At 43.9% G+C, this 19,496-nt stretch carries 14 protein-coding genes; 9 read left to right on the forward strand and 5 right to left on the reverse strand.

Annotation, left to right across the window (positions count from 1 at the left end):
• Positions 1-242 precede the first annotated feature (242 nt).
• The 3 genes from ACFI6G_RS07140 (at position 243) to ACFI6G_RS07150 (ending at position 5,149) form a co-directional block, all read left to right on the forward strand.
• Entirely contained in the window at positions 243-2,177 is a 1,935-nt protein-coding gene (locus ACFI6G_RS07140) for a PrkA family serine protein kinase (protein WP_010437346.1), read from the forward strand.
• Positions 2,178-2,303: 126 nt separating this feature from the next.
• Complete coding sequence (locus tag ACFI6G_RS07145; RefSeq protein ID WP_010437344.1) at positions 2,304-3,575, forward strand: YeaH/YhbH family protein; 1,272 nt, start codon at positions 2,304-2,306, stop codon at positions 3,573-3,575.
• A gap of 11 nt (positions 3,576-3,586) precedes the next feature.
• Entirely contained in the window at positions 3,587-5,149 is a 1,563-nt protein-coding gene (locus ACFI6G_RS07150; RefSeq protein ID WP_010437342.1) for a SpoVR family protein, read from the forward strand.
• A gap of 187 nt (positions 5,150-5,336) precedes the next feature.
• On the opposite strand, the gene sohB is transcribed toward ACFI6G_RS07150, so the two are convergent.
• Complete coding sequence (gene sohB, locus ACFI6G_RS07155) at positions 5,337-6,404, reverse strand: protease SohB (protein WP_165906396.1); 1,068 nt, start codon at positions 6,402-6,404, stop codon at positions 5,337-5,339.
• Positions 6,405-6,541: 137 nt separating this feature from the next.
• On the opposite strand from sohB, the gene ACFI6G_RS07160 reads away from it, so the two are divergent.
• The 4 genes from ACFI6G_RS07160 (at position 6,542) to ACFI6G_RS07175 (ending at position 12,804) form a co-directional block, all read left to right on the forward strand.
• On the forward strand, positions 6,542-7,282 hold the full coding sequence (locus tag ACFI6G_RS07160) for a YciK family oxidoreductase (protein ID WP_016792973.1): 741 nt from the start codon (positions 6,542-6,544) through the stop codon (positions 7,280-7,282).
• A gap of 154 nt (positions 7,283-7,436) precedes the next feature.
• Positions 7,437-8,144 carry a translesion DNA synthesis-associated protein ImuA gene (gene imuA / locus ACFI6G_RS07165; RefSeq protein WP_016792974.1) on the forward strand — a complete coding sequence of 236 codons (708 nt, stop codon included), beginning with the start codon at positions 7,437-7,439 and terminating at the stop codon, positions 8,142-8,144.
• Between the two features lie 3 nt (positions 8,145-8,147).
• Positions 8,148-9,617, forward strand: a complete 1,470-nt coding sequence (locus tag ACFI6G_RS07170; RefSeq protein ID WP_016783826.1) for a Y-family DNA polymerase — start codon at positions 8,148-8,150, stop codon at positions 9,615-9,617.
• Between the two features lie 109 nt (positions 9,618-9,726).
• Positions 9,727-12,804 (forward strand): error-prone DNA polymerase, encoded by a 3,078-nt coding sequence (locus ACFI6G_RS07175; RefSeq protein WP_462710201.1) that lies wholly within the window; start codon positions 9,727-9,729, stop codon positions 12,802-12,804.
• A gap of 342 nt (positions 12,805-13,146) precedes the next feature.
• Here the strand turns inward: ACFI6G_RS07175 and ACFI6G_RS07180 are convergent, their stop codons facing one another.
• Together ACFI6G_RS07180 and mlc are read right to left on the reverse strand one after the other, a co-directional pair.
• Entirely contained in the window at positions 13,147-14,088 is a 942-nt protein-coding gene (locus tag ACFI6G_RS07180; protein ID WP_010437325.1) for a chemotaxis protein CheV, read from the reverse strand.
• Positions 14,089-14,257: 169 nt separating this feature from the next.
• Entirely contained in the window at positions 14,258-15,475 is a 1,218-nt protein-coding gene (gene mlc / locus ACFI6G_RS07185) for a sugar metabolism global transcriptional regulator Mlc (RefSeq protein ID WP_016795140.1), read from the reverse strand.
• 319 nt (positions 15,476-15,794) lie between these two features.
• Between mlc and pyk the strand changes: the two genes are divergently transcribed.
• The gene (gene pyk, locus ACFI6G_RS07190; RefSeq protein WP_010437321.1) at positions 15,795-17,243 is read left to right on the forward strand and encodes a pyruvate kinase; all 1,449 of its coding nucleotides are present in this window, start codon (positions 15,795-15,797) and stop codon (positions 17,241-17,243) included.
• 134 nt (positions 17,244-17,377) lie between these two features.
• On the opposite strand, the gene ACFI6G_RS07195 is transcribed toward pyk, so the two are convergent.
• Complete coding sequence (locus tag ACFI6G_RS07195) at positions 17,378-18,589, reverse strand: patatin-like phospholipase family protein (protein WP_016792977.1); 1,212 nt, start codon at positions 18,587-18,589, stop codon at positions 17,378-17,380.
• Positions 18,590-18,631: 42 nt separating this feature from the next.
• Positions 18,632-18,721: a cytochrome bd-I oxidase subunit CydH gene (cydH, locus tag ACFI6G_RS07200; protein ID WP_099049783.1), complete on the reverse strand. Its 90-nt coding sequence runs from the start codon at positions 18,719-18,721 to the stop codon at positions 18,632-18,634.
• 145 nt (positions 18,722-18,866) lie between these two features.
• On the opposite strand from cydH, the gene ACFI6G_RS07205 reads away from it, so the two are divergent.
• On the forward strand, positions 18,867-19,460 hold the full coding sequence (locus tag ACFI6G_RS07205; protein ID WP_016791518.1) for a hypothetical protein: 594 nt from the start codon (positions 18,867-18,869) through the stop codon (positions 19,458-19,460).
• The last annotated feature ends 36 nt before the right edge of the window (positions 19,461-19,496 follow it).

Below are 19,496 nucleotides of genomic sequence, written 5' to 3' on the forward strand. Positions count from 1 at the left end.
TGAGAATTGGAAATCTTCTTAAAATCACAAAACAAACGCTTAGCCACCTCGAATACAAAATAATTTCATTCTACTCACCTCAAGTTGCCCATTGCTTTCACAACACTTTCCACACGCAAAATTGTAAATAAATACATAATTGTTAAGCAAAATTGTGGAAGCGGGTCTAACCTTAAATTGTAGGGAGAGCCTATTTTTCAATCGCTCGTCAGTTTTGACTGGTTAACAAGGGGAATGTGACTATGAGTATTTTTGACCACTATCAATCACGTTATGAAGCAGCCAAGGAAGAAGAGCTGACACTGCAAGAATTCTTGGGGCTGTGTAAAGACGATAAGAGTGCTTATGCTAATGCTGCTGAGCGCTTACTACTGGCCATTGGTGAACCAGAGGTCATTGACACCGCTCAAGACCCTCACCTCAGTCGTATTTTCTCGAACCGAGTCATCTCACGCTACAGCGAATTTAAAGATTTCTACGGCATGGAAGATGCGATTGAACAGATTGTTTCTTACCTAAAACATGCTGCGCAAGGTTTAGAAGAACGTAAACAAATCCTTTATCTCCTTGGCCCTGTGGGCGGTGGTAAATCTTCTCTTGCTGAAAAGCTTAAAGCACTGATGCAAAAACTGCCAATCTATGTATTGTCTGCTGACGGTGAACGAAGCCCAGTTAACGATCATCCTTTCTGCCTGTTCGATGTAAACGAAGATGGCGACTTATTGAAGAACGAATATGGCATTGAGAAACGCTACCTTCGCTCAATTATGTCTCCGTGGGCAGCAAAACGCCTGCACGATTTTGGCGGTGATATTTCCAAATTCAAAGTCATCAAGTTACGTCCTTCTATTCTCGATCAAGTTGCGATCGCGAAAACTGAGCCAGGTGATGAAAACAACCAAGATATTTCTTCTTTGGTTGGTAAAGTGGATATTCGTAAACTTGAGCACTTCTCTCAAGATGATCCTGATGCCTACAGTTACTCGGGGGCGCTATGTAAAGCAAATCAAGGTGTTATGGAATTCGTAGAGATGTTCAAGGCGCCAATCAAGGTACTGCACCCTCTACTAACGGCAACACAAGAAGGCAACTTCAACGGTACCGAAGGGCTTTCTGCACTGCCATTTGACGGTATGATTTTAGCTCACTCGAACGAATCTGAGTGGCAGACCTTCCGTAACAACAAAAACAACGAAGCCTTCCTCGACCGTGTGTACATTGTAAAAGTCCCTTACTGTCTGCGCGTCTCTGAAGAAGTTAAGATCTACAAGAAACTGCTTGAACACAGTGAGCTATCCAAAGCCCCTTGTTCGCCAAGCACACTCGATCTGCTATCGCAATTCAGCATCCTGTCCAGACTGAAAGAGCCGGAAAACTCTTCTCTGTTCTCAAAAATGCGTGTTTACGATGGTGAAACTCTAAAAGACACCGATCCAAAAGCGAAAAGCTACCAAGAATATCGAGACTATGCTGGTGTTGACGAAGGCATGTCTGGGCTATCAACACGTTTCGCCTTTAAGATCCTCTCTCGTGTGTTTAACTTCGACCAAGCCGAAGTCGCTGCTAACCCAGTTCATCTGTTCTACGTAATTGAACAGCAAATCGAACGTGAGCAATTCCCTCAAGAAACCGCAGAGAAGTACCTTGAGTTCTTGAAAGGATACCTAGTACCTCGTTACGTCGAGTTCATCGGCAAAGAGATTCAAACCGCATATCTAGAGTCTTACTCTGAGTATGGTCAAAACATCTTCGACCGCTATGTGACTTATGCTGATTTCTGGATTCAAGATCAAGAGTACCGCGATCCAGAAACAGGCCAGCTATTTGATCGAGCTTCACTGAATGGTGAACTGGAGAAAATCGAAAAAACAGCCGGTATCAGCAACCCGAAAGACTTCCGAAACGAGATAGTGAACTTTGTGCTTCGTGCCAAAGCCAACAACAACGGTCAAAACCCAGTCTGGACCAGTTACGAGAAGCTTCGCACTGTGATTGAGAAGAAAATGTTCTCCAACACAGAAGAGCTGCTTCCTGTTATTTCGTTCAATGCTAAAACCTCAACGGATGACCAGAAAAAACATGACGACTTCGTTGCTCGTATGATGGAAAAAGGCTACACCGAAAAACAAGTCAGACTGCTATCCGAGTGGTACCTAAGAGTTCGCAAATCCTCATAATGAAACGGTTTTGAGCTGTTCAGGTGAGCAGCTCGTACTAATCAATAACTTTATACGTTAATAAACCAATAACTCTTATACCCGAATAAAAAGTAGGATCGCGACATCAGCTGAGAGGGAGTTCTTATGGCACAATTTATCGATCGGAGGCTCAATGGCAAAAATAAGAGTGCTGTAAACAGACAGCGCTTCTTAAGACGCCATAAAGAGCAAATCAAAGAATCTGTGGCCGATGCAGTCAACCGACGCTCAATCACCAATACTGAAACGGGTGAGGATGTTACGATTCCTCATAAAGACATAAAAGAACCTAGTTTTCATCAAGGCCAAGGAGGTCGAAGAGAACGCGTTCATCCAGGTAACGATCAGTTCATTACCGGCGATAAAATCGAGCGCCCTAAAGGTGGTGGACAAGGTGGTGGCTCTGGCGAAGGTGACGCCAGCCCTGATGGCGAAGGTCAAGACGAGTTTACCTTCCAAATTTCCAAAGATGAGTATCTTGATATTCTCTTTGAAGACTTGGCACTCCCTAACCTTGAAAAAAATCAGGTCAATAAAATCACTGAATGGAAAACCCATCGCTCTGGGTATCAGAGTGCAGGGATTCCGTCCAACATTGCGATTGTACGTTCTCTACAGCAATCTCTCGCGCGTAGAACTGCCATGACAGCAGGGAAAAGACGCGAGCTGAATCTACTGATGGAACAACTTGACCAAGTTAAGATGACAGAACCCGCTCAACCATTTGAAGAGAGTCGATTAAAAGAAGAAATTGCCGAGTTACGTAAGAAAATCGAAAGCGTACCGTTCATTGACACCTTTGACTTACGTTATAAAAACTACGAGAAGCGCCCTATCCCATCTAGCCAAGCCGTGATGTTCTGTTTAATGGATGTATCTGGCTCAATGGACCAAGCGACTAAAGATATCGCTAAGCGTTTTTATGTTCTACTTTACCTATTCCTCAACCGAACCTACGAAAACGTCGATGTCGTGTTTATTCGTCACCATACACAAGCCAAAGAAGTCGATGAGCATGAGTTCTTCTACTCTCAAGAGACCGGGGGTACCATCGTTTCCAGCGCTCTCAAATTAATGAATGAAATCGTTGCTGACCGCTATCCTGCCGGTGAATGGAACATCTATGCCGCACAGGCCTCTGATGGTGATAACTGGGCCGACGATTCGCCTCGCTGTAAAGAACTGCTGGTTAAGAAACTTTTACCAACCTGTCAATATTACTCTTATATCGAAATCACACGCCGTTCTCACCAAACGCTTTGGCATGAATACGAAAAACTAGAAAGTAGCTTTGATAACTTCGCAATGAAAAACATCAAGACCGTAGAAGATATCTTTCCAGTATTTAGAGAGTTGTTCCAGAAAGAGACAGCATAAGGGGGCTTGCCATGACAGCGAAATCAAACATTGCAGATAGAGACAAGGCTACGCAGAAGAAAAACGACAAGATGCTGCCTGACGGCCCTGACTGGACCTTTAACCTGTTAGAACAATACCACGTTGAAATTAAGCGTGTGGCCCAGCATTACCGTTTAGATACTTACCAGAACCAGATTGAAGTCATTACCTCTGAACAGATGATGGATGCCTACTCAAGTATTGGTATGCCTATCAACTATAACCATTGGTCATTTGGTAAGAAGTTCATTCAAACCGAACAAAACTATAAACATGGCCAAATGGGGTTAGCGTACGAGATCGTGATCAACTCGGATCCATGTATCGCTTACTTGATGGAAGAGAACACCGTCACTATGCAGGCGCTCGTTATGGCTCACGCTTGTTACGGCCACAACTCATTCTTTAAAGGTAACTATCTGTTCCAAACTTGGACAGACGCAAGTTCGATTATTGATTATCTATTGTTCGCTAAAAAATACATCGCGGATTGTGAGGAAAAATACGGTGTTTCAGAAGTAGAACAACTTCTCGACTCTTGTCATGCGCTGATGAATTACGGCGTAGACAGGTACAAACGCCCAGAAAAGATCTCGATTGCTGAAGAGACGGCGAGACAAGAAGAGCGTGAAGCTTATCTGCAATCTCAAGTGAATGAGCTATGGAGAACCGTTCCTCAAAATAAAAGTAAGGAAGAAACAACAAAAGTTCGTTTCCCGAGTGAGCCTCAAGAAAACATCCTCTACTTTATTGAAAAGAACGCGCCACTGCTTGAACCTTGGCAACGTGAATGTGTTCGTATCGTTCGTAAGGTAAGCCAGTATTTCTATCCTCAAAAACAAACACAGGTAATGAATGAGGGTTGGGCTACCTTCTGGCATTACACCATTCTGAACCACCTTTACGACGAAGGTTTGGTGAGTGATAAGTTCATCTTAGAGTTCCTACACAGTCACACCAGTGTGGTTGCTCAACCCGCCTACAACAGCCCTTATTTCAGTGGGATAAACCCTTATGCACTTGGCTTTGCGATGTTTAGAGACATCCGACGTATCTGTGAAGAGCCAACCGATGAAGATAAGGAGTGGTTCCCTGAATTAGCCGGCAGTGATTGGTTAGAGGCGGTTCACTTTGCGATGCACAACTTCAAAGATGAAAGCTTCATCAGCCAATACCTTTCTCCAAAGATCATTCGTGACTTTAAGCTATTCTCAGTACTCGACGACGACCGTAAAAATACCATCGAAGTTAGTGCAATTCACGATGATCCTGGCTATCGCTTGATTAGAGAAAAACTGGCTGCACAATACAACCTAAGTAACCTTGAACCGAATATTCAGGTGTTTAATGTGGATGTTCGTGGTGACCGTTCAATGACATTGCAATATGTCCCTCATGACCGTATCCCGCTTGATAAAGGCTACGATGAAGTGATGAAGCATCTCTATCGCTTATGGGGCTTTGATGTCATTTTGGAAGAGCTCAAAGACACAGGCCATAGAGAAATCCTCACGACGTGTCCAAAACGTAACGATTATGGATCCAAGATTTAATACCAATCAAAGTAAGTGATTGGTATAAGACTCCGCTCCCCCTACAACATAGTGGTCAACCCGCTCGGAAGTGGAGCAATAAAAAGCGCATAAGTCTGATGACTTATGCGCTTTCTTTTTAAGGCTCAAACGTCTTCAATAGACGCAAGGCACTAAACCTAGATACTAGAGCTAAAGCTAAATAAGCTTAAACAATCGGCTTTTGGCCGCGTTCAATCAGCTTCATCAGCACGCTGTCTGCAGATTTACCTGCCACGCCCGCTAGTTTGTCTGAAAGCTTTTTCTTCTGTACATAGTGAATCGCTAGAACCGTCTTGTCCTTACATGCCGCTACAACTAAATCATCAGAAGTGCTGATCTCATCCACCAGCCCAAGCTCATGCGCTTGTGTGCCAAACCAGTGTTCACCGGTTGCTACTTTTTCAAGATCTAGCGCAGGTCGGTGGTCATGAATGAAGTCTTTAAACAAACCATGAGTTTCCTCTAGCTCTTCTTTAAACTTCTCGCGTGCTTTATCACTGTTCTCACCAAACATAGTAAGCGTGCGTTTGTACTCACCTGCAGTTAGCTGTTCGAATTCAATATCGTGCTTTTTAAGCAATTTGTTGAAGTTTGGTAGTTGAGCGATAACACCAATAGAGCCAACAATGGCAAAAGGTGCAGATACGATTTTGTCTGCGATACATGCCATCATGTAACCACCACTCGCGGCTACTTTGTCTACCGAGATAGTCAGAGGCAGGCCTGCTGCTTTGATACGGTCGAGTTGAGAAGACGCCAAACCATAGCCATGAACCATGCCACCGCCAGACTCAAGCTTAAGTAATACTTCATCACCTTCACGAGCCACAGCCAACACCGCCGTTACCTCTTCACGTAATGAAGCCACTTCTTTAGCATCAATGCTGCCGTTAAAATCGAGAACGAATAGGTGTGGTTCACGCTTGCTATCAAGCTCACCCTCTTTCGCTGCTTTTTTCACTTCTTTGCCACGTGATTTTACTTTTTCTTTTTCCGCTTTTTTTTCAGCTTTATCACGGGCTTTGATGAAAGCATCATCATGTAGATGGTGCTCAAGTTGCTCAATCGTCTGTTTGTGGTGTTCAGATAGGTTCGTGATTTCCAGCTCACCTTTAATTGCGCTTGATTTTCCACCCACCGATTTAGCAATCACCAAAATTGCAATGATGGCGATTACAACGGTCGCAATCTTGGCTAAAAACAAGCCGTAGTCCAACAAAAATTCCAATGTCATATCCCCTAATGTATGAATTAGTGTATTGTAACCATCTTGTCACGATTACCAAGAATTTCTCATCATTCCTGCGTTTATCTGTGTGATTAAACACCAATGGAATGACGAACATAATAAAAGAAAGAAGGATAAGCACAGTGGATTACCCAATCTCTACAGATGCCCTCAAAGATAAAGTAATTTTAGTTACAGGTGCCGGTGCTGGCATTGGTCGCCAAGCCGCGCTAAGTTTCGCTCAACATGGTGCAACTGTTATTCTGTTAGGCCGCAATGTCAAAAACCTTGAATTAATTTACGACGAAATCGAAAGCGCTGGTTACCCACAGCCTGCGATTATCCCATTGGATTTAAAAGGCGCGACAAAACAGAACTACGTTGATATGGCAGAAACCATTGAGTCACAGTTCGGTCGTTTAGACGGCCTACTGCATAACGCAGGTGTGCTTGGCACGTTAAGTCCATTCGATCAAATCGATGAAGAAACGTTTGATGGCGTTATGCAAATCAACGTTAAAGCTGAATTTCTAATGACTCAAGCATTACTGCCTGTCATTAAGAAAGCGGAAGCGGGTCGTATTGTCTTTACCTCTTCAACGGTTGGTCACTCTGGCCGTGCGTTCTGGGGCACTTACGCGATTTCAAAGTTTGCTACCGAAGGCATGATGCAGATCTTAGCCGATGAGCTTGAAGACACAAACATCCGTGTTAACGCAATCAACCCAGGCGGAACTCAAACACGCATGCGTGCAAAAGCTTACCCAGGTGAAGATGCGAACAAGCTGAAAACACCACTCGACATCATCCCGCTGTATCTACACTTAATGAACCCAAGTGTGACAGACATTAATGGCCAATGTATCGACGCTCAACCTAAGTAGCTGATATTATCAGCAATAACAAGAAGTCGCTTTAATAGCGGCTTTTTTTGTATCTAAATCAACCATCTAATATTTAGTTCATCTGATTTTCATCATTTTTCTTTGCATCTTTTTCATTGTTAAATATACTGTATAAATATACAGGTATTTAATTATGCATGAACTCATAAAAAACTTACAAGACCGCCAGTTAATCTGGAAAGGGTTACAATCGACAACACAAGGAAGTACCACTTCGACAGGCTATCCTCAACTGGATAAACAGCTTGATGGAGGCTTCCCAACGCACGGTGTTATTGAGGTTGAATCACAACAAGGGATCGGTGAACTTCGCCTGCTTACGCCCTATTTAGCTCAACAAAACTCGCAAAAACTGGCCATATTCATTAACCCGCCAGGGAAAATTTGTGCCGAGTTTTTTAGCAGTCAAGGCATTGAACTAGAGAACATTCTCGTTATCCAACCTCAGCGCGACCTCGATGCATTGTGGGCAGCAGAGCAGTGCCTTAAAAGCGGCGCCTGTCACTCGGTATTGCTATGGGGAGCCGATCTAGAGATACACCAAACCAAGCGCCTGCAAGCAGCAAGCGAAACGGGTAAGGGTCTGCAATTTCACTTTAAGGCCACCAGCCATAATCAGTTATCCCTACCCGTTTCTCTAAGCATGAAGCTATCTTCTCACGCCCAAGGGTTAAAGATTGAGGTCACAAAAAGGAAAGGCAGTTGGTCGTATGGCTGCTTTATTCTAGACATGAGCCAAAATTGGCCGTTACTCACAGAAAAAGTCATCTATGAAGACAGTTCAAACCACGGGTTGTCTGGTAATACGGTGCTGGCTTTTCCTATTGCGAAGCAAGGCTAGCGTATGTTGTGGCTTTATCTGCACTTTCCATCTCTGCAGTTGGATACCTTGTTTAACTCTAATGAATTGGGTTCAAGCAAAGACTCACGCGAACAACCTATTATCATCGTGGATGAAAAAGATCACCATGTGCTGCAAGCTAACCCAGCCGCGCTGGAATCAGGCATAACACTAGGTATGGGGCTAGGATCTGCAGCGGCGCTTTGCCATAACTTACACGTTCACCCTTACATCATTGAGCTAGAGAAAAATAAGCTGAAAGAGATTGCTCAATGGGCCTATCTGGTTACATCCGACATGGCCTTACTGCCACCTAATGGATTATTGATTAAGGCCTCTAACATGCTGTCGCTTTACGATGGGCTAGATAACTACTGGCATGAACTCAAAAGCCATTTAGAAACGCTCAATATCCAGTTCAGCTTTGCTACGGGTTATTCACCGCTTTCTGCAATCCTTTTAGGCAAGCAATCCATCAACCAAGCGACGAATAATGTTGAGCAAATGAAAGCTTGGGTAAGTCAGCAGGCGCTGAGTTCAAGCGAGCTTCCTGCTAAACAAGTTGAGCGCCTGAATCGTGTTGGTATCAATGTCGTAGAAGACCTATTAAAGCTGCCTTTGCAAGATGTCGCGCGCCGCTTTGATATCGACTTGGTGAACTATGTGGGTCGTCTTAATGGGCAGTTCAAGCACCCTATTGATTTTTATCATCCACCAGAGAGTTTCCAACAATATTTGGAGCTGCTGTTTGATATTGAAAACATCCTATTCATCGAAAAGCCTTTGCTGAAATTGTTGAATCAGCTCGAATGCTTTTTGAGGTTACGTGACCGAGTGGCTTTCGAGTTAACGCTGACTTTGCACCTAAGAAATAAAGACGACCACCCTGTCTCTTTTTATTCAGCACAAGGTGATTACCTTGCGACAAAGTGGGCAAATCTCACGCATCTCACCTTAGAATCACTAAAGCTCACAGCACCGGTTCAGGGGCTGACCCTATCCTTGGTTCGTCATGGAGAACCGCAAATGGCCTACCATGATCTTTTTGATGGTAACACCGGAACACTTGCCACGTTAGATTTGCTCTCACTACTGCAAGCAAAGCTTGGGCAAGCCTGCATTCAAACACCGAAAATACAATACGACCCAAGGCCAGAAAAGGCCAATCAGTATTCACTCCCAACACTGAGTAAACCTGTGTCAAAGAGACAAACTCCCTCAGGGAGCGAGCAACAAACCATAGCTCTCAGCGTCAACCAACAACGACTCAGGCCCAGTATTTTACTGCCAGAGCCCGAAGCACTAACCGAAAGCGTCACCTTATCTCAAGGCCCTGAGCGCATTGTGTCTGGCTGGTGGGACGGAGAGAAGATCATTCGTGACTACTTTATTGCTCACAGTGAAAACGGTCGATGGCTCTGGATATTTAGAACACCAGATAAACAGTGGTTTTTGCACGGCTTATTTAGCTAGTTTGTAAGACAGAAAGTAAGAAACTTCGCTATCTCGTCCGTTCTGCTTATTGAACTTCAACATCCTTTTTCAATCATATTCACTCGCAATGGTTAAGTGAGATTACGTTATGTCTCAGCAATACTCAGAGCTATTTTGCCAAAGTAATTACTCCTTTCTTGAAGGAGCTTCACACGCAGAGGAGCTTGTTTTACAGGCCGACTTCTTACGTTACAAAGCGCTCGCAGTTACTGATGAGTGCTCGCTGGCGGGCATCGTTAAGGTTCACTCAGCAATCAAGCAACATAAACTGTCGCTCAAACAAATTGTCGGGAGCATGTTTTGGTTAAATGAAGAGTGCCAAGTGATCTTGATATGCCCAAACAGACAAGCCTATGCCGAGCTGTGCCGTATTATTACCAACGCGAGACGTCGTAGCAGTAAGGGACATTATCAGCTCTCTGAGTGGGATATCATGTCGGCTAAGCACTGCTTTATTCTTTGGCTTCCTCAACAAAAAAATGAAGACGCGCATTGGGGGCAATGGCTTTCTCAGCATCATTCAGGCCGGCTTTGGATCGGCTTACAACGACACCTAAAGCAAACCGATCAGCAGTACATCGACTATTGCGTCGAGATGTCACACCATCATCAACTGCCGATAACCGCTTGTGGTGGCGTGCTGATGCACAATGCTAACCGCTTACCCTTACAGCACTCACTCACTGCGATAAAATACCAAAAACCTATTACCGAAGTGGGCAGTCACTTACTCGCTAATGCCGAGCGCTGTTTACGAAGTATTAATAAGCTCTCTCATATATTCAAAGTTGAGTGGCTAGAAGAGAGCAACCGAATCTCAGAGCTGTGCGAGTTTGAGTTAGACAGCTTGCGCTACGAATACCCAAGCGAGCTGATTCCTCAAGGTGAGACACCCATGAGTTATCTACGCATGTTAGTCGAAAAAGGAAAACGAGCTCGCTTCCCGCAAGGCGTGCCTAACGACATTCAACAAATCATAGAGAAAGAACTGGGGCTGATTGACGAGCTTGACTACCCTTTCTTTTTTCTCACGATCCACGACATCGTCATGTTTGCCAAAAGCCAAGGGATTCTTTACCAAGGTCGAGGTTCAGCGGCCAATTCCGTGGTCTGTTACTGCTTAGAAATCACCTCTGTCGACCCAAGACAGATCTCAGTATTATTTGAACGCTTCATCAGTAAAGAACGTGATGAGCCGCCGGATATTGATGTCGATTTTGAGCATGAGCGCCGTGAAGAAGTCATCCAATACATCTACAAAAAATACGGTAGAGAACGCGCAGCACTTGCCGCAACTGTCATTTCATATCGCTTCAAAAGTGCAGTAAGAGATGTCGGCAAAGCTTTAGGGCTACAAGAAACTCAGCTGGATTACTTCATAAAGAACACCAACCGCAGAGACAAAAGCTTAGGTTGGCAGGCTCAATTAACTCAATTGGGGCTGCAACCGGACTCTTTGAAAGGTCAGCAATTTATCCATTTAGTTAATGAGATCATCGGCTTTCCACGTCACTTATCTCAGCACGTTGGTGGCTTTGTGATCTCTTCTGGACCTTTGTACGAATTGGTTCCCGTCGAGAATGCAGCTATGCACGATCGAACCATCATTCAATGGGATAAAGATGATCTTGAAACCTTAGGGCTGCTTAAAGTCGATGTACTCGCGCTTGGTATGCTTTCTGCGATTCGTAAGTGCTTCGACCTGATCAAACGCATTCACGGGCGATCACTCACCATCGCAGAGATCACTCGCCTCAAGGACGATCCTCAGGTTTATGGCATGATTCAACGAGCAGACACGGTCGGTATATTCCAAATTGAGTCACGCGCGCAAATGAGCATGCTGCCAAGGCTCAAACCAAGGACTTATTATGACTTGGTGATTCAAATCGCTATCGTACGCCCTGGGCCTATTCAAGGCGATATGGTTCACCCATTCTTAAAGCGTCGAGATGGTATTGAGCCAATCAGCTATCCATCTAAGGATGTTAAATCGGTACTGTCGCGCACCTTAGGTGTGCCGATATTCCAAGAACAAGTGATTAAGCTCGCGATGGTGGCAGCAGGGTTTACAGGTGGAGAAGCGGATCAACTCAGACGCGCCATGGCGGCTTGGAAGAAAAATGGTAACGTCTTTAAGTTCAAAAACAAGCTCATCGAGGGCATGCAAAATCGCGGTTATGAGACAGAGTTTGCTGAGCAGATATTTAAACAAATATGTGGTTTTGGTGAATACGGCTTTCCAGAAAGCCATTCCGCCTCATTTGCCGTTTTAACCTATTGCTCAGCTTGGTTGAAATGTTACTACCCAGAATGTTTCTACGCGTCTTTGCTCAATAGCCAACCCATGGGCTTTTATAGCCCTTCACAGTTGGTACAAGACGCACAACGACACAATGTGGCGATTCTTCCAGTATGTGTGAACACCTCACAAGACAACCACATAGTCGTTGAACATCAGAATGGTTTAGCGATTCGCTTAGGGCTACGACAAATCAAAGGGTTCAGCGAGCATGGAATCCAAAGCGTGCTCGCCAATCGCCCACATTCCGGTTATCGCCATCCGAGCCAAGTGAAACAGTTGTCGATGAATAAGAGGGACATAGAGTTACTCGCGTCAGCTAATGCGTTACACAATGTTTCTGGTGACCGTTTTCAGACACGCTGGGCAATGATGGATTCAGCATCTGACTTACCGTTATTTAGTCAAGTTCACGACGACATAAAACACTCACTTCATCAACCCAGTGAAATGCAAAATTTATTAGAGGATTTCAGTAGTGTCGGGATTTCGCTAAATAAGCACCCTATCACCTTACTAGAAGAAACGAATCGATTGGGCCGCTTCACACATATGAAAGACTTAAAACAACAAAGACATAAATCCATGGTCACGGTTGTTGGTTTAGTCACTGGTAAGCAGTCACCCGGCACCGCAGCCGGTGTCACCTTTGTCACATTAGAAGATAACACGGGCAATATTAACGTTGTGGTATGGGGAGCCACCGCACGCGCACAGCAACAAGCTTATCTGACAGCGAAGGCTTTAAAGGTGCAAGGGGTCTTAGAGAAGGAAGGCGAAGTCGTGCATGTGATTGCGGGAAAGCTCATCGATATTACCGATGAAATTACTGGCTTGAACACCAAATCACGAGATTTTCATTAGTTGTGAATTATCAGCAACGGTAAAAATAGCCATGCCATCAAAGACCAACGAAAGAGACGTAAAAAACAGAAAAGGGAGCCTTCAGCCTCCCTTCAATAAAAATTGTTGAGCTATCACTCAACGTCAGCTTCCGTACGTCTTTTCTTAAATTCCCTATATAGTAATAAACTCAAAGTCATTACAACTTTAGAAGTCAACCATATCATTAAGAGGAACTACCTTAGATTGTGTGTGAAAAGTTACGCTAGTAGTTGAGCATATTTCGTTAAGAAAAATATACTGCATGAATATTAGCAAACGTTTTCTATAAGATCATTAAAAATAACCGTACAGCAGGTTTAATTATAATAACTGACGCATTCTCTCTTGAGTCACTTCAACTAAGAGGTCAGGTTGAAATTTAGAAATGAAGCGGTTACACCCTACTTTTTCAACCATAGCTTCATTAAAACTTCCGCTTAATGAGGTATTTAGTGTGATAAATAGATCATGCATTCTAGGGTCAGTACGTACTTCATGAGTCAGCTTATAGCCATCCATTTCCGGCATTTCGGCATCAGTGATCATCAGCAGGATTTCTTGATTAATGTCTTTACCTTCATCACACCATCCTTTAAGTAAGGTTAGCGCTTCTAAGCCATCACAGCACTCGATAATGTTCAAACCCAGTTGTGACAAGGTACCTTTAATCTGATTACGAGCGGTTGAAGAATCATCAACGATAAGCACGTTACGCCCAACCATTTCATTGGCTAGCTGCTCGTCTAAAACACCTTCAGAGATAGAAACGTCGTAATCAATGATCTCGGCCAACACTTTCTCAACATCGATTATCTCAACAATTTTATGCTGATCTTCTTCTTGAATATGTGTGATAGCTGTAAGGTAATTTGCACGACCCGCCGTCTTCGGTGGTGGCTGAATTTCAGTCCAGGTCGTATTCACAATATTACGGACTTGCCCAACCAAGAAACCTTGTACCGTTCGGTTGTATTCCGTAATGATCAAGTTACTTTCTTGAGACTCAGCACGTGATGGAGGAAAGCCAATCGCACTGCGCAAATCAATAACAGGAACAGATTCGCCACGCAAAGAGGCAACCCCTGTAATGTGATGGTGAGAGCCCGGTAAGCGAGTGAGTACTGGTACTTTTAAGACTTCTTTTACTTTAAATACGTTAATCGCGAATAATTGACGACTATTTAAGCTGAATAATAAGAGTTCCAGACGGTTTTCACCAACTAGCTTGGTTCTCTGATCAACCGAATTTAAAACGCCAGACATACAACACCTTAGGGACAAATAATAACTGTGGCTACAATAGCCTACTTCAATAGGTTAAAGCAAAGCGCCAATGCACAGAATGCTTAAACTAAGTACAACAAATAATGTTATACAAAGCTTAAGTACATGGAAAGGTTTCAGGTAAAGCTAAAAGACGGGTAAAAAGAAGTTAGCCTTCAATCACTTTCATTAATAATTGACCATCATATAAGGCCTGCTTGATAAGCGCGGCACCTGGCATGGTCGCCTGCTTATAGAATCGAGACTCCACTAACTCTAAGTCTTGATGGTAAACCGACAAGCTCTGCTCTTCGATACACTTTTGGATCGCAGGATACAACACGCTCTTTGCCTGATTGATAACGCCACCAACCAAGACTTTCTCTGGATTGAAAAGATTAATCACAATCGCTATCGCAGCACCTAAGTAACGACCTAACTGTTCGATCACTTCTACTGCAAGAGGATCTCCATCGGCAGCGGCAGCACAAATCTGTTCAATAGTTACATCTTCAAACACTGTCAGTGTCGATACTTCACCATTCGCCAATCGTTCTTTTACTTGATCACGGATCGCCTGGGAACTCGCGACCGTTTCTAAGCAGCCTCGGTTACCGCAGTGACAAAGTTTGCCCTGCTTATCGATCTGGATATGCCCAAGTTCACCAATATTACCATGTCGACCTTGCAGCACTCGGCCGTCGAGAATGATCCCGGCACCTACACCGTGGTGAATTGAGATAAGAACAGAATTATCGTTATCTTGTGAGTGACCAAACAGCTTCTCTGCTAATGCCCAAGCTCGGGTATCATTGGCGATAAAGACAGGTAGCCCCGTTTCTTTGTAGATCTCAGGACCCAACGCTAAATTTTTAACGTTGTAGTGCGGCATTTGCAACACAATACCTTGCTCAGAATTGACCAAACCCGGCAATGTGATTGCAATACTCGTCACCCTGTCGAGTTGTTCAGCATAAGTTTGGAAAAACTCATCAATCTCATGCAGAAGACGTGCAAGTACATCATCTTGATCACGTTCATGAATATCAATTTTAGTATCGATAAGCACGTCGCCACCCAACTCATGAAGTGCGATGGTCAAATATCCACGACCAAGACGCATTGACAAAAATTGCCAACCCTCGTTATTGGTTTGCAAACCGACAGCAGGACGCCCACGAGTCGTGGCTTCTTGAACCGTGGTTTCGTGAATGAGGTGAGCTTCAATGAGTTCACGGGTAATTTTAGTAATACTCGCCGGAGCCAACTCACTTTGCTTGGACAGATCGATACGAGAAATAGGACCTCTAAGGTCAATTAGTTTATATACACGACCAGCATTGACCTGTTTGATATGATCAATATGGCCCGGTTGAGCCATGTACATTTTACGCTCCAGAAATCATCAACAGGTTAATTTTTTTACTTTGCGAAGTAATTGTGAAGTCACTTGGTATATCGCCGTGACCAGTATCACGTATATACATGAATCTTTGTGTATCTAGTCAAATAGTTTGAGAAAAATTAACACCCATATCGATAAATTGAGACTTAATTTTCAGAATGAAACATCGCATTTTTGCTCTGAATTCAATAATTGGAGACAAATAAAGAAATATCTCCCTAGCTCCCAATAAATTATCAATTAATGCATATACTTAATTCAGTCTTTTGAAAGATTACTTGGTCTCACTCTAGGAGTATTCATGACAGCCGAATTAAGAAAAACGAAAATCGTCACAACGCTAGGCCCCTCTACTGATAAAGGTAACGTGCTTGAAGAAATCATCAAAGCAGGTGCCAATGTCGTCCGTATGAATTTCTCGCACGGCACTAGCGAAGACCATATACAACGCGCAGAAAACGTCAGAGCGATAGCAAAAAGACTCGGCACTCAAATCGCTATTCTCGGTGACTTACAAGGTCCCAAGATTCGTGTGTCGACATTCAAAGATAACAAAATACAACTTACCGTCGGTGACCAGTTTACGCTCGACAGCAGCCTAGGTTTAGGTGAAGGCGATCAACAAGCCGTCGGTCTTGATTACAAAGAGCTCCCTAACGATGTATCCGCTAACGACATTCTGTTACTCGACGATGGTCGTGTTCAATTAAAAGTCACCAAGGTGGAAGGCTGTCGCGTTCACACAGAAGTCATCATCGGTGGTCCTCTTTCCAATAACAAAGGCATTAACAAAAAAGGGGGGGGGCTTTCCGCAGAAGCGCTGACAGAAAAAGACAAGCGCGATATCGTCACTGCAGCTCAAATCAAAGTCGACTATTTGGCCGTTTCTTTTCCTCGCAACGGTGAAGACATGCATTACGCTCGCCAGCTTGCACGGGAAGCTGGCTTAGAAGCTCACCTTGTCGCAAAAGTAGAGCGAGCAGAAACAGTAGCAACAGTTGAGAACATGGATGACATCATATTAGCCTCAGATGTGGTCATGGTGGCCCGTGGTGACCTCGGAGTGGAAATTGGTGACCCTGAGTTGGTAGGAGTACAAAAACAGCTTATACGTCGTGCTAGAGCGCTTAACAGAACCGTAATCACCGCAACGCAAATGATGGAGTCGATGATCTCCGCGCCAATGCCAACCCGCGCAGAGGTGATGGATGTAGCCAATGCCGTACTTGATGGCACCGATGCTGTCATGCTTTCGGGGGAAACAGCGGCGGGCGATTACCCAGTAGAAACCGTGAAATCAATGGCAGAAGTCTGTATTGGCGCAGAGAAAATGGCGGGCATTAATAACCAATCTAATTACCGTATTGACCGCACCTTTGTTACCGCCGAAGAAACCGTTTCGATGGCGACCATCTACTCAGCAAACCATATGGAAGGCATTAAAGGCGTAGTCACTCTCACCGAGTCAGGGCGAACTGCACTGATGATGTCTCGCCTGAGTGCCGACATGCCTATCTATGCCCTGTCTCGTAACGAAGGAACGCTTAATCGTTGTACTTTATACCGAGGCGTGACGCCTATTTACTTTGAAACAGAGGCCAAAGACAGCTTTGATATTGCACTATCAACATTAGATTGCCTGAAAGAAGAAGGATACCTTAAATTTGGCGACCTCGTGATCGTCACCCAAGGCGATATTATGGATGTGGCGGGGTCAACCAACTGTATGAGAATCCTACCGGTCACATAAGTCTAATCACTAGAGTCTAGAATCCTAGGTTTAGGCATAAAATTGAGAAAACAAAAAAGGGTTATCGAACCAAGTTCAATTACCCTTTTTCACTTCAAAATATTGTCGGTCTAACTACTTATTACCTGCGAGCATTATTTATCAACAACGCTGGTGGCAAGCTGTGACATGTGTGAACTACGAGCGTTCTCTGTTGACGTATAAGTTTCGACAAATCGGTAACCCGCCTCTAAACCCAATTCGTAGTCATGTAGCAAATCTTCTTTGTCACTCATTAATGAACTCGATTTAAGCGGCTGACTAGGTGCTATCTGGACCACAAACGCATCATCGGGTGGTGAGTTAAGAAAGTTTTGAGTTAGCGAGTAAGTTTGATAATGAACCATCAACATATCAGCTAAGCCTGAATCAAACTTATCACCAATCAAATGGCTTAAACGATAGATATCATCAGCACCAAACAACCATCGACCGCCATTTAAAAGATCCAAATGTACCCTGTCGCGCTTTTGCTCTTTTGAACTCAAAATTTGTTGTTGAAAGAACGAGCTCCAATCGGTTTTCCATTGGTCTACTTTTTGTTGCCAATGACCTTGAACATTATTCAACGAACCACGAAACCACTCAAGTTCTTCTACAGAGGCTCTGTTGCTCTTCGCTAAAATTGGCTTATTGTGATCCTGAATGGGTAAGTCAACACTCGACTCAAAGGTAGGTTCGGTTCTAATGACAACAATAGATCGAGCCTGACGGCGCCAAGCTTCTTGCACAGGAATAGCAGCCGAAACACCACCGTCTACGTATGTTCCATTACCAATCAGTATTTCATCATTGTATAAACGAGGGATGGCGCACGTTGCAATCATCACTTTATACCAATCTTCACCCAGCAAAGGGAAGTAATGGTCTTGAAGGTCTTTCGAGTCGGTTACCGCAGCAAAGAGTTGTCGAGCGCCCAGGGTTTGTCGCCCCAAATCAAGATCGAGCTTATATGGGTAAGCCATGATCTGCTCCAACGCCCACTCTAACCCTAAGTTCTTACGATGTCTTATGTAAGAAAACAGATTAAAGAATTCTGGTGCTGTGGTGAGATCGAGAACAAAAGAACGGCCTAGGCCTTTATCACGGCACAGATAGGCACATAAATTTAAAGCACCTGCGGAAGTACCAAAAAATTCATCAAAGGGGTCAAAATTAGAAAGAAGAAAGGCATCCAGCACTCCAGAAGTAAAAATACTTCTCTGTCCGCCACCTTGAGCGACCAGTGCTGTTTTTCCAGCAATAAACTTAGCGTAATAATCCAAGTCTATTGCTGTATCAATATTGGTTATGAGCCCACTATTCATTAATACCCTGAGTATGAAAACCCAGCCTCACGATAAATGGTATTAACTACCAATCGCAATAAAACCAAATGAAAGAATGATTGTGTAAATTAACACCGTTATTTGTAGGGCATTTTTCAGATTATGGTCCATAGACACCTCTGGCTTATTATTAATTTGTTGAGTCACTATTTAAGTACTATCAGGTGTGTGAAGTATCTTCAAGAATCGTCGAAATTAGTCGCACAATATTGATGTAACCATCACAATTAGTAAGTGTATGGATAAGGATATACTCATGAATAACAACGTAAATATGATGGCATTAATTGCGTTTTTCTCCGTGTCGGGCGTATATGCGTCTCCAGAGATCATCATTACTCCCATGGTAGGTTATACCGGTGGTGGCAGTGTCGAAGACCAGGATGGTAAAACCTTTGACATGGAAGGCTCAGAAAACTTCACCTTCGCAATAGAAACCCCATTAGAAAAAGGACGTATCGGTTTTTTCTATTCCAACCAAAGCTCTGAGTTAGAATCGCTGGATCTTAGCTCCTCAATCCAATACTTGCACTTTCAAAGCAGTATCTACTACCCTGCATCGCCTATGTTATCTGGCTACCTAGGGCTAGGTCTCGGGGCATCATACGTTGATGTGGATTGGGCGAAGGACAAGTATGGATTCTCAACCTCAATCTTTGGCGGCTTGGAATACAAGTTTAGCGACCGCTTAGCGCTGAACACCCAGGTGCGTTGGCTAGGTACGGTTGTCGATAACGACACATCTGGTGTGTGTAACATCCCTAGTACGGGTCAAGAGTGTATTATCCGCTTTGATACTGATTGGATGAACCAATTCCAAGCCAATGTCGGACTCAGTTTTACGTTCTAATTACGGTAGCTGATAAAACGAAAAAGCCAGCTCGAT

The organism is Vibrio sp. PSi01 (assembly GCF_054960695.1).

What these genes read in the sequence shown, in the direction of transcription:
- ACFI6G_RS07140 (WP_010437346.1), top strand. Translation starts at nt 243, where the DNA reads ATGAGTATTTTTGACCACTATCAATCACGTTATGAAGCAGCCAAGGAA.
- imuA (WP_016792974.1), top strand. Translation starts at nt 7,437, where the DNA reads ATGCATGAACTCATAAAAAACTTACAAGACCGCCAGTTAATCTGGAAA.
- ACFI6G_RS07195 (WP_016792977.1), bottom strand. Translation starts at nt 18,589, where the DNA reads ATGAATAGTGGGCTCATAACCAATATTGATACAGCAATAGACTTGGAT.
- cydH (WP_099049783.1), bottom strand. Translation starts at nt 18,721, where the DNA reads ATGGACCATAATCTGAAAAATGCCCTACAAATAACGGTGTTAATTTAC.
- ACFI6G_RS07175 (WP_462710201.1), top strand. Translation starts at nt 9,727, where the DNA reads ATGTCTCAGCAATACTCAGAGCTATTTTGCCAAAGTAATTACTCCTTT.
- ACFI6G_RS07170 (WP_016783826.1), top strand. Translation starts at nt 8,148, where the DNA reads ATGTTGTGGCTTTATCTGCACTTTCCATCTCTGCAGTTGGATACCTTG.
- mlc (WP_016795140.1), bottom strand. Translation starts at nt 15,475, where the DNA reads ATGTACATGGCTCAACCGGGCCATATTGATCATATCAAACAGGTCAAT.
- ACFI6G_RS07205 (WP_016791518.1), top strand. Translation starts at nt 18,867, where the DNA reads ATGAATAACAACGTAAATATGATGGCATTAATTGCGTTTTTCTCCGTG.
- ACFI6G_RS07180 (WP_010437325.1), bottom strand. Translation starts at nt 14,088, where the DNA reads ATGTCTGGCGTTTTAAATTCGGTTGATCAGAGAACCAAGCTAGTTGGT.
- pyk (WP_010437321.1), top strand. Translation starts at nt 15,795, where the DNA reads ATGACAGCCGAATTAAGAAAAACGAAAATCGTCACAACGCTAGGCCCC.
- ACFI6G_RS07150 (WP_010437342.1), top strand. Translation starts at nt 3,587, where the DNA reads ATGACAGCGAAATCAAACATTGCAGATAGAGACAAGGCTACGCAGAAG.
- sohB (WP_165906396.1), bottom strand. Translation starts at nt 6,404, where the DNA reads ATGACATTGGAATTTTTGTTGGACTACGGCTTGTTTTTAGCCAAGATT.
- ACFI6G_RS07145 (WP_010437344.1), top strand. Translation starts at nt 2,304, where the DNA reads ATGGCACAATTTATCGATCGGAGGCTCAATGGCAAAAATAAGAGTGCT.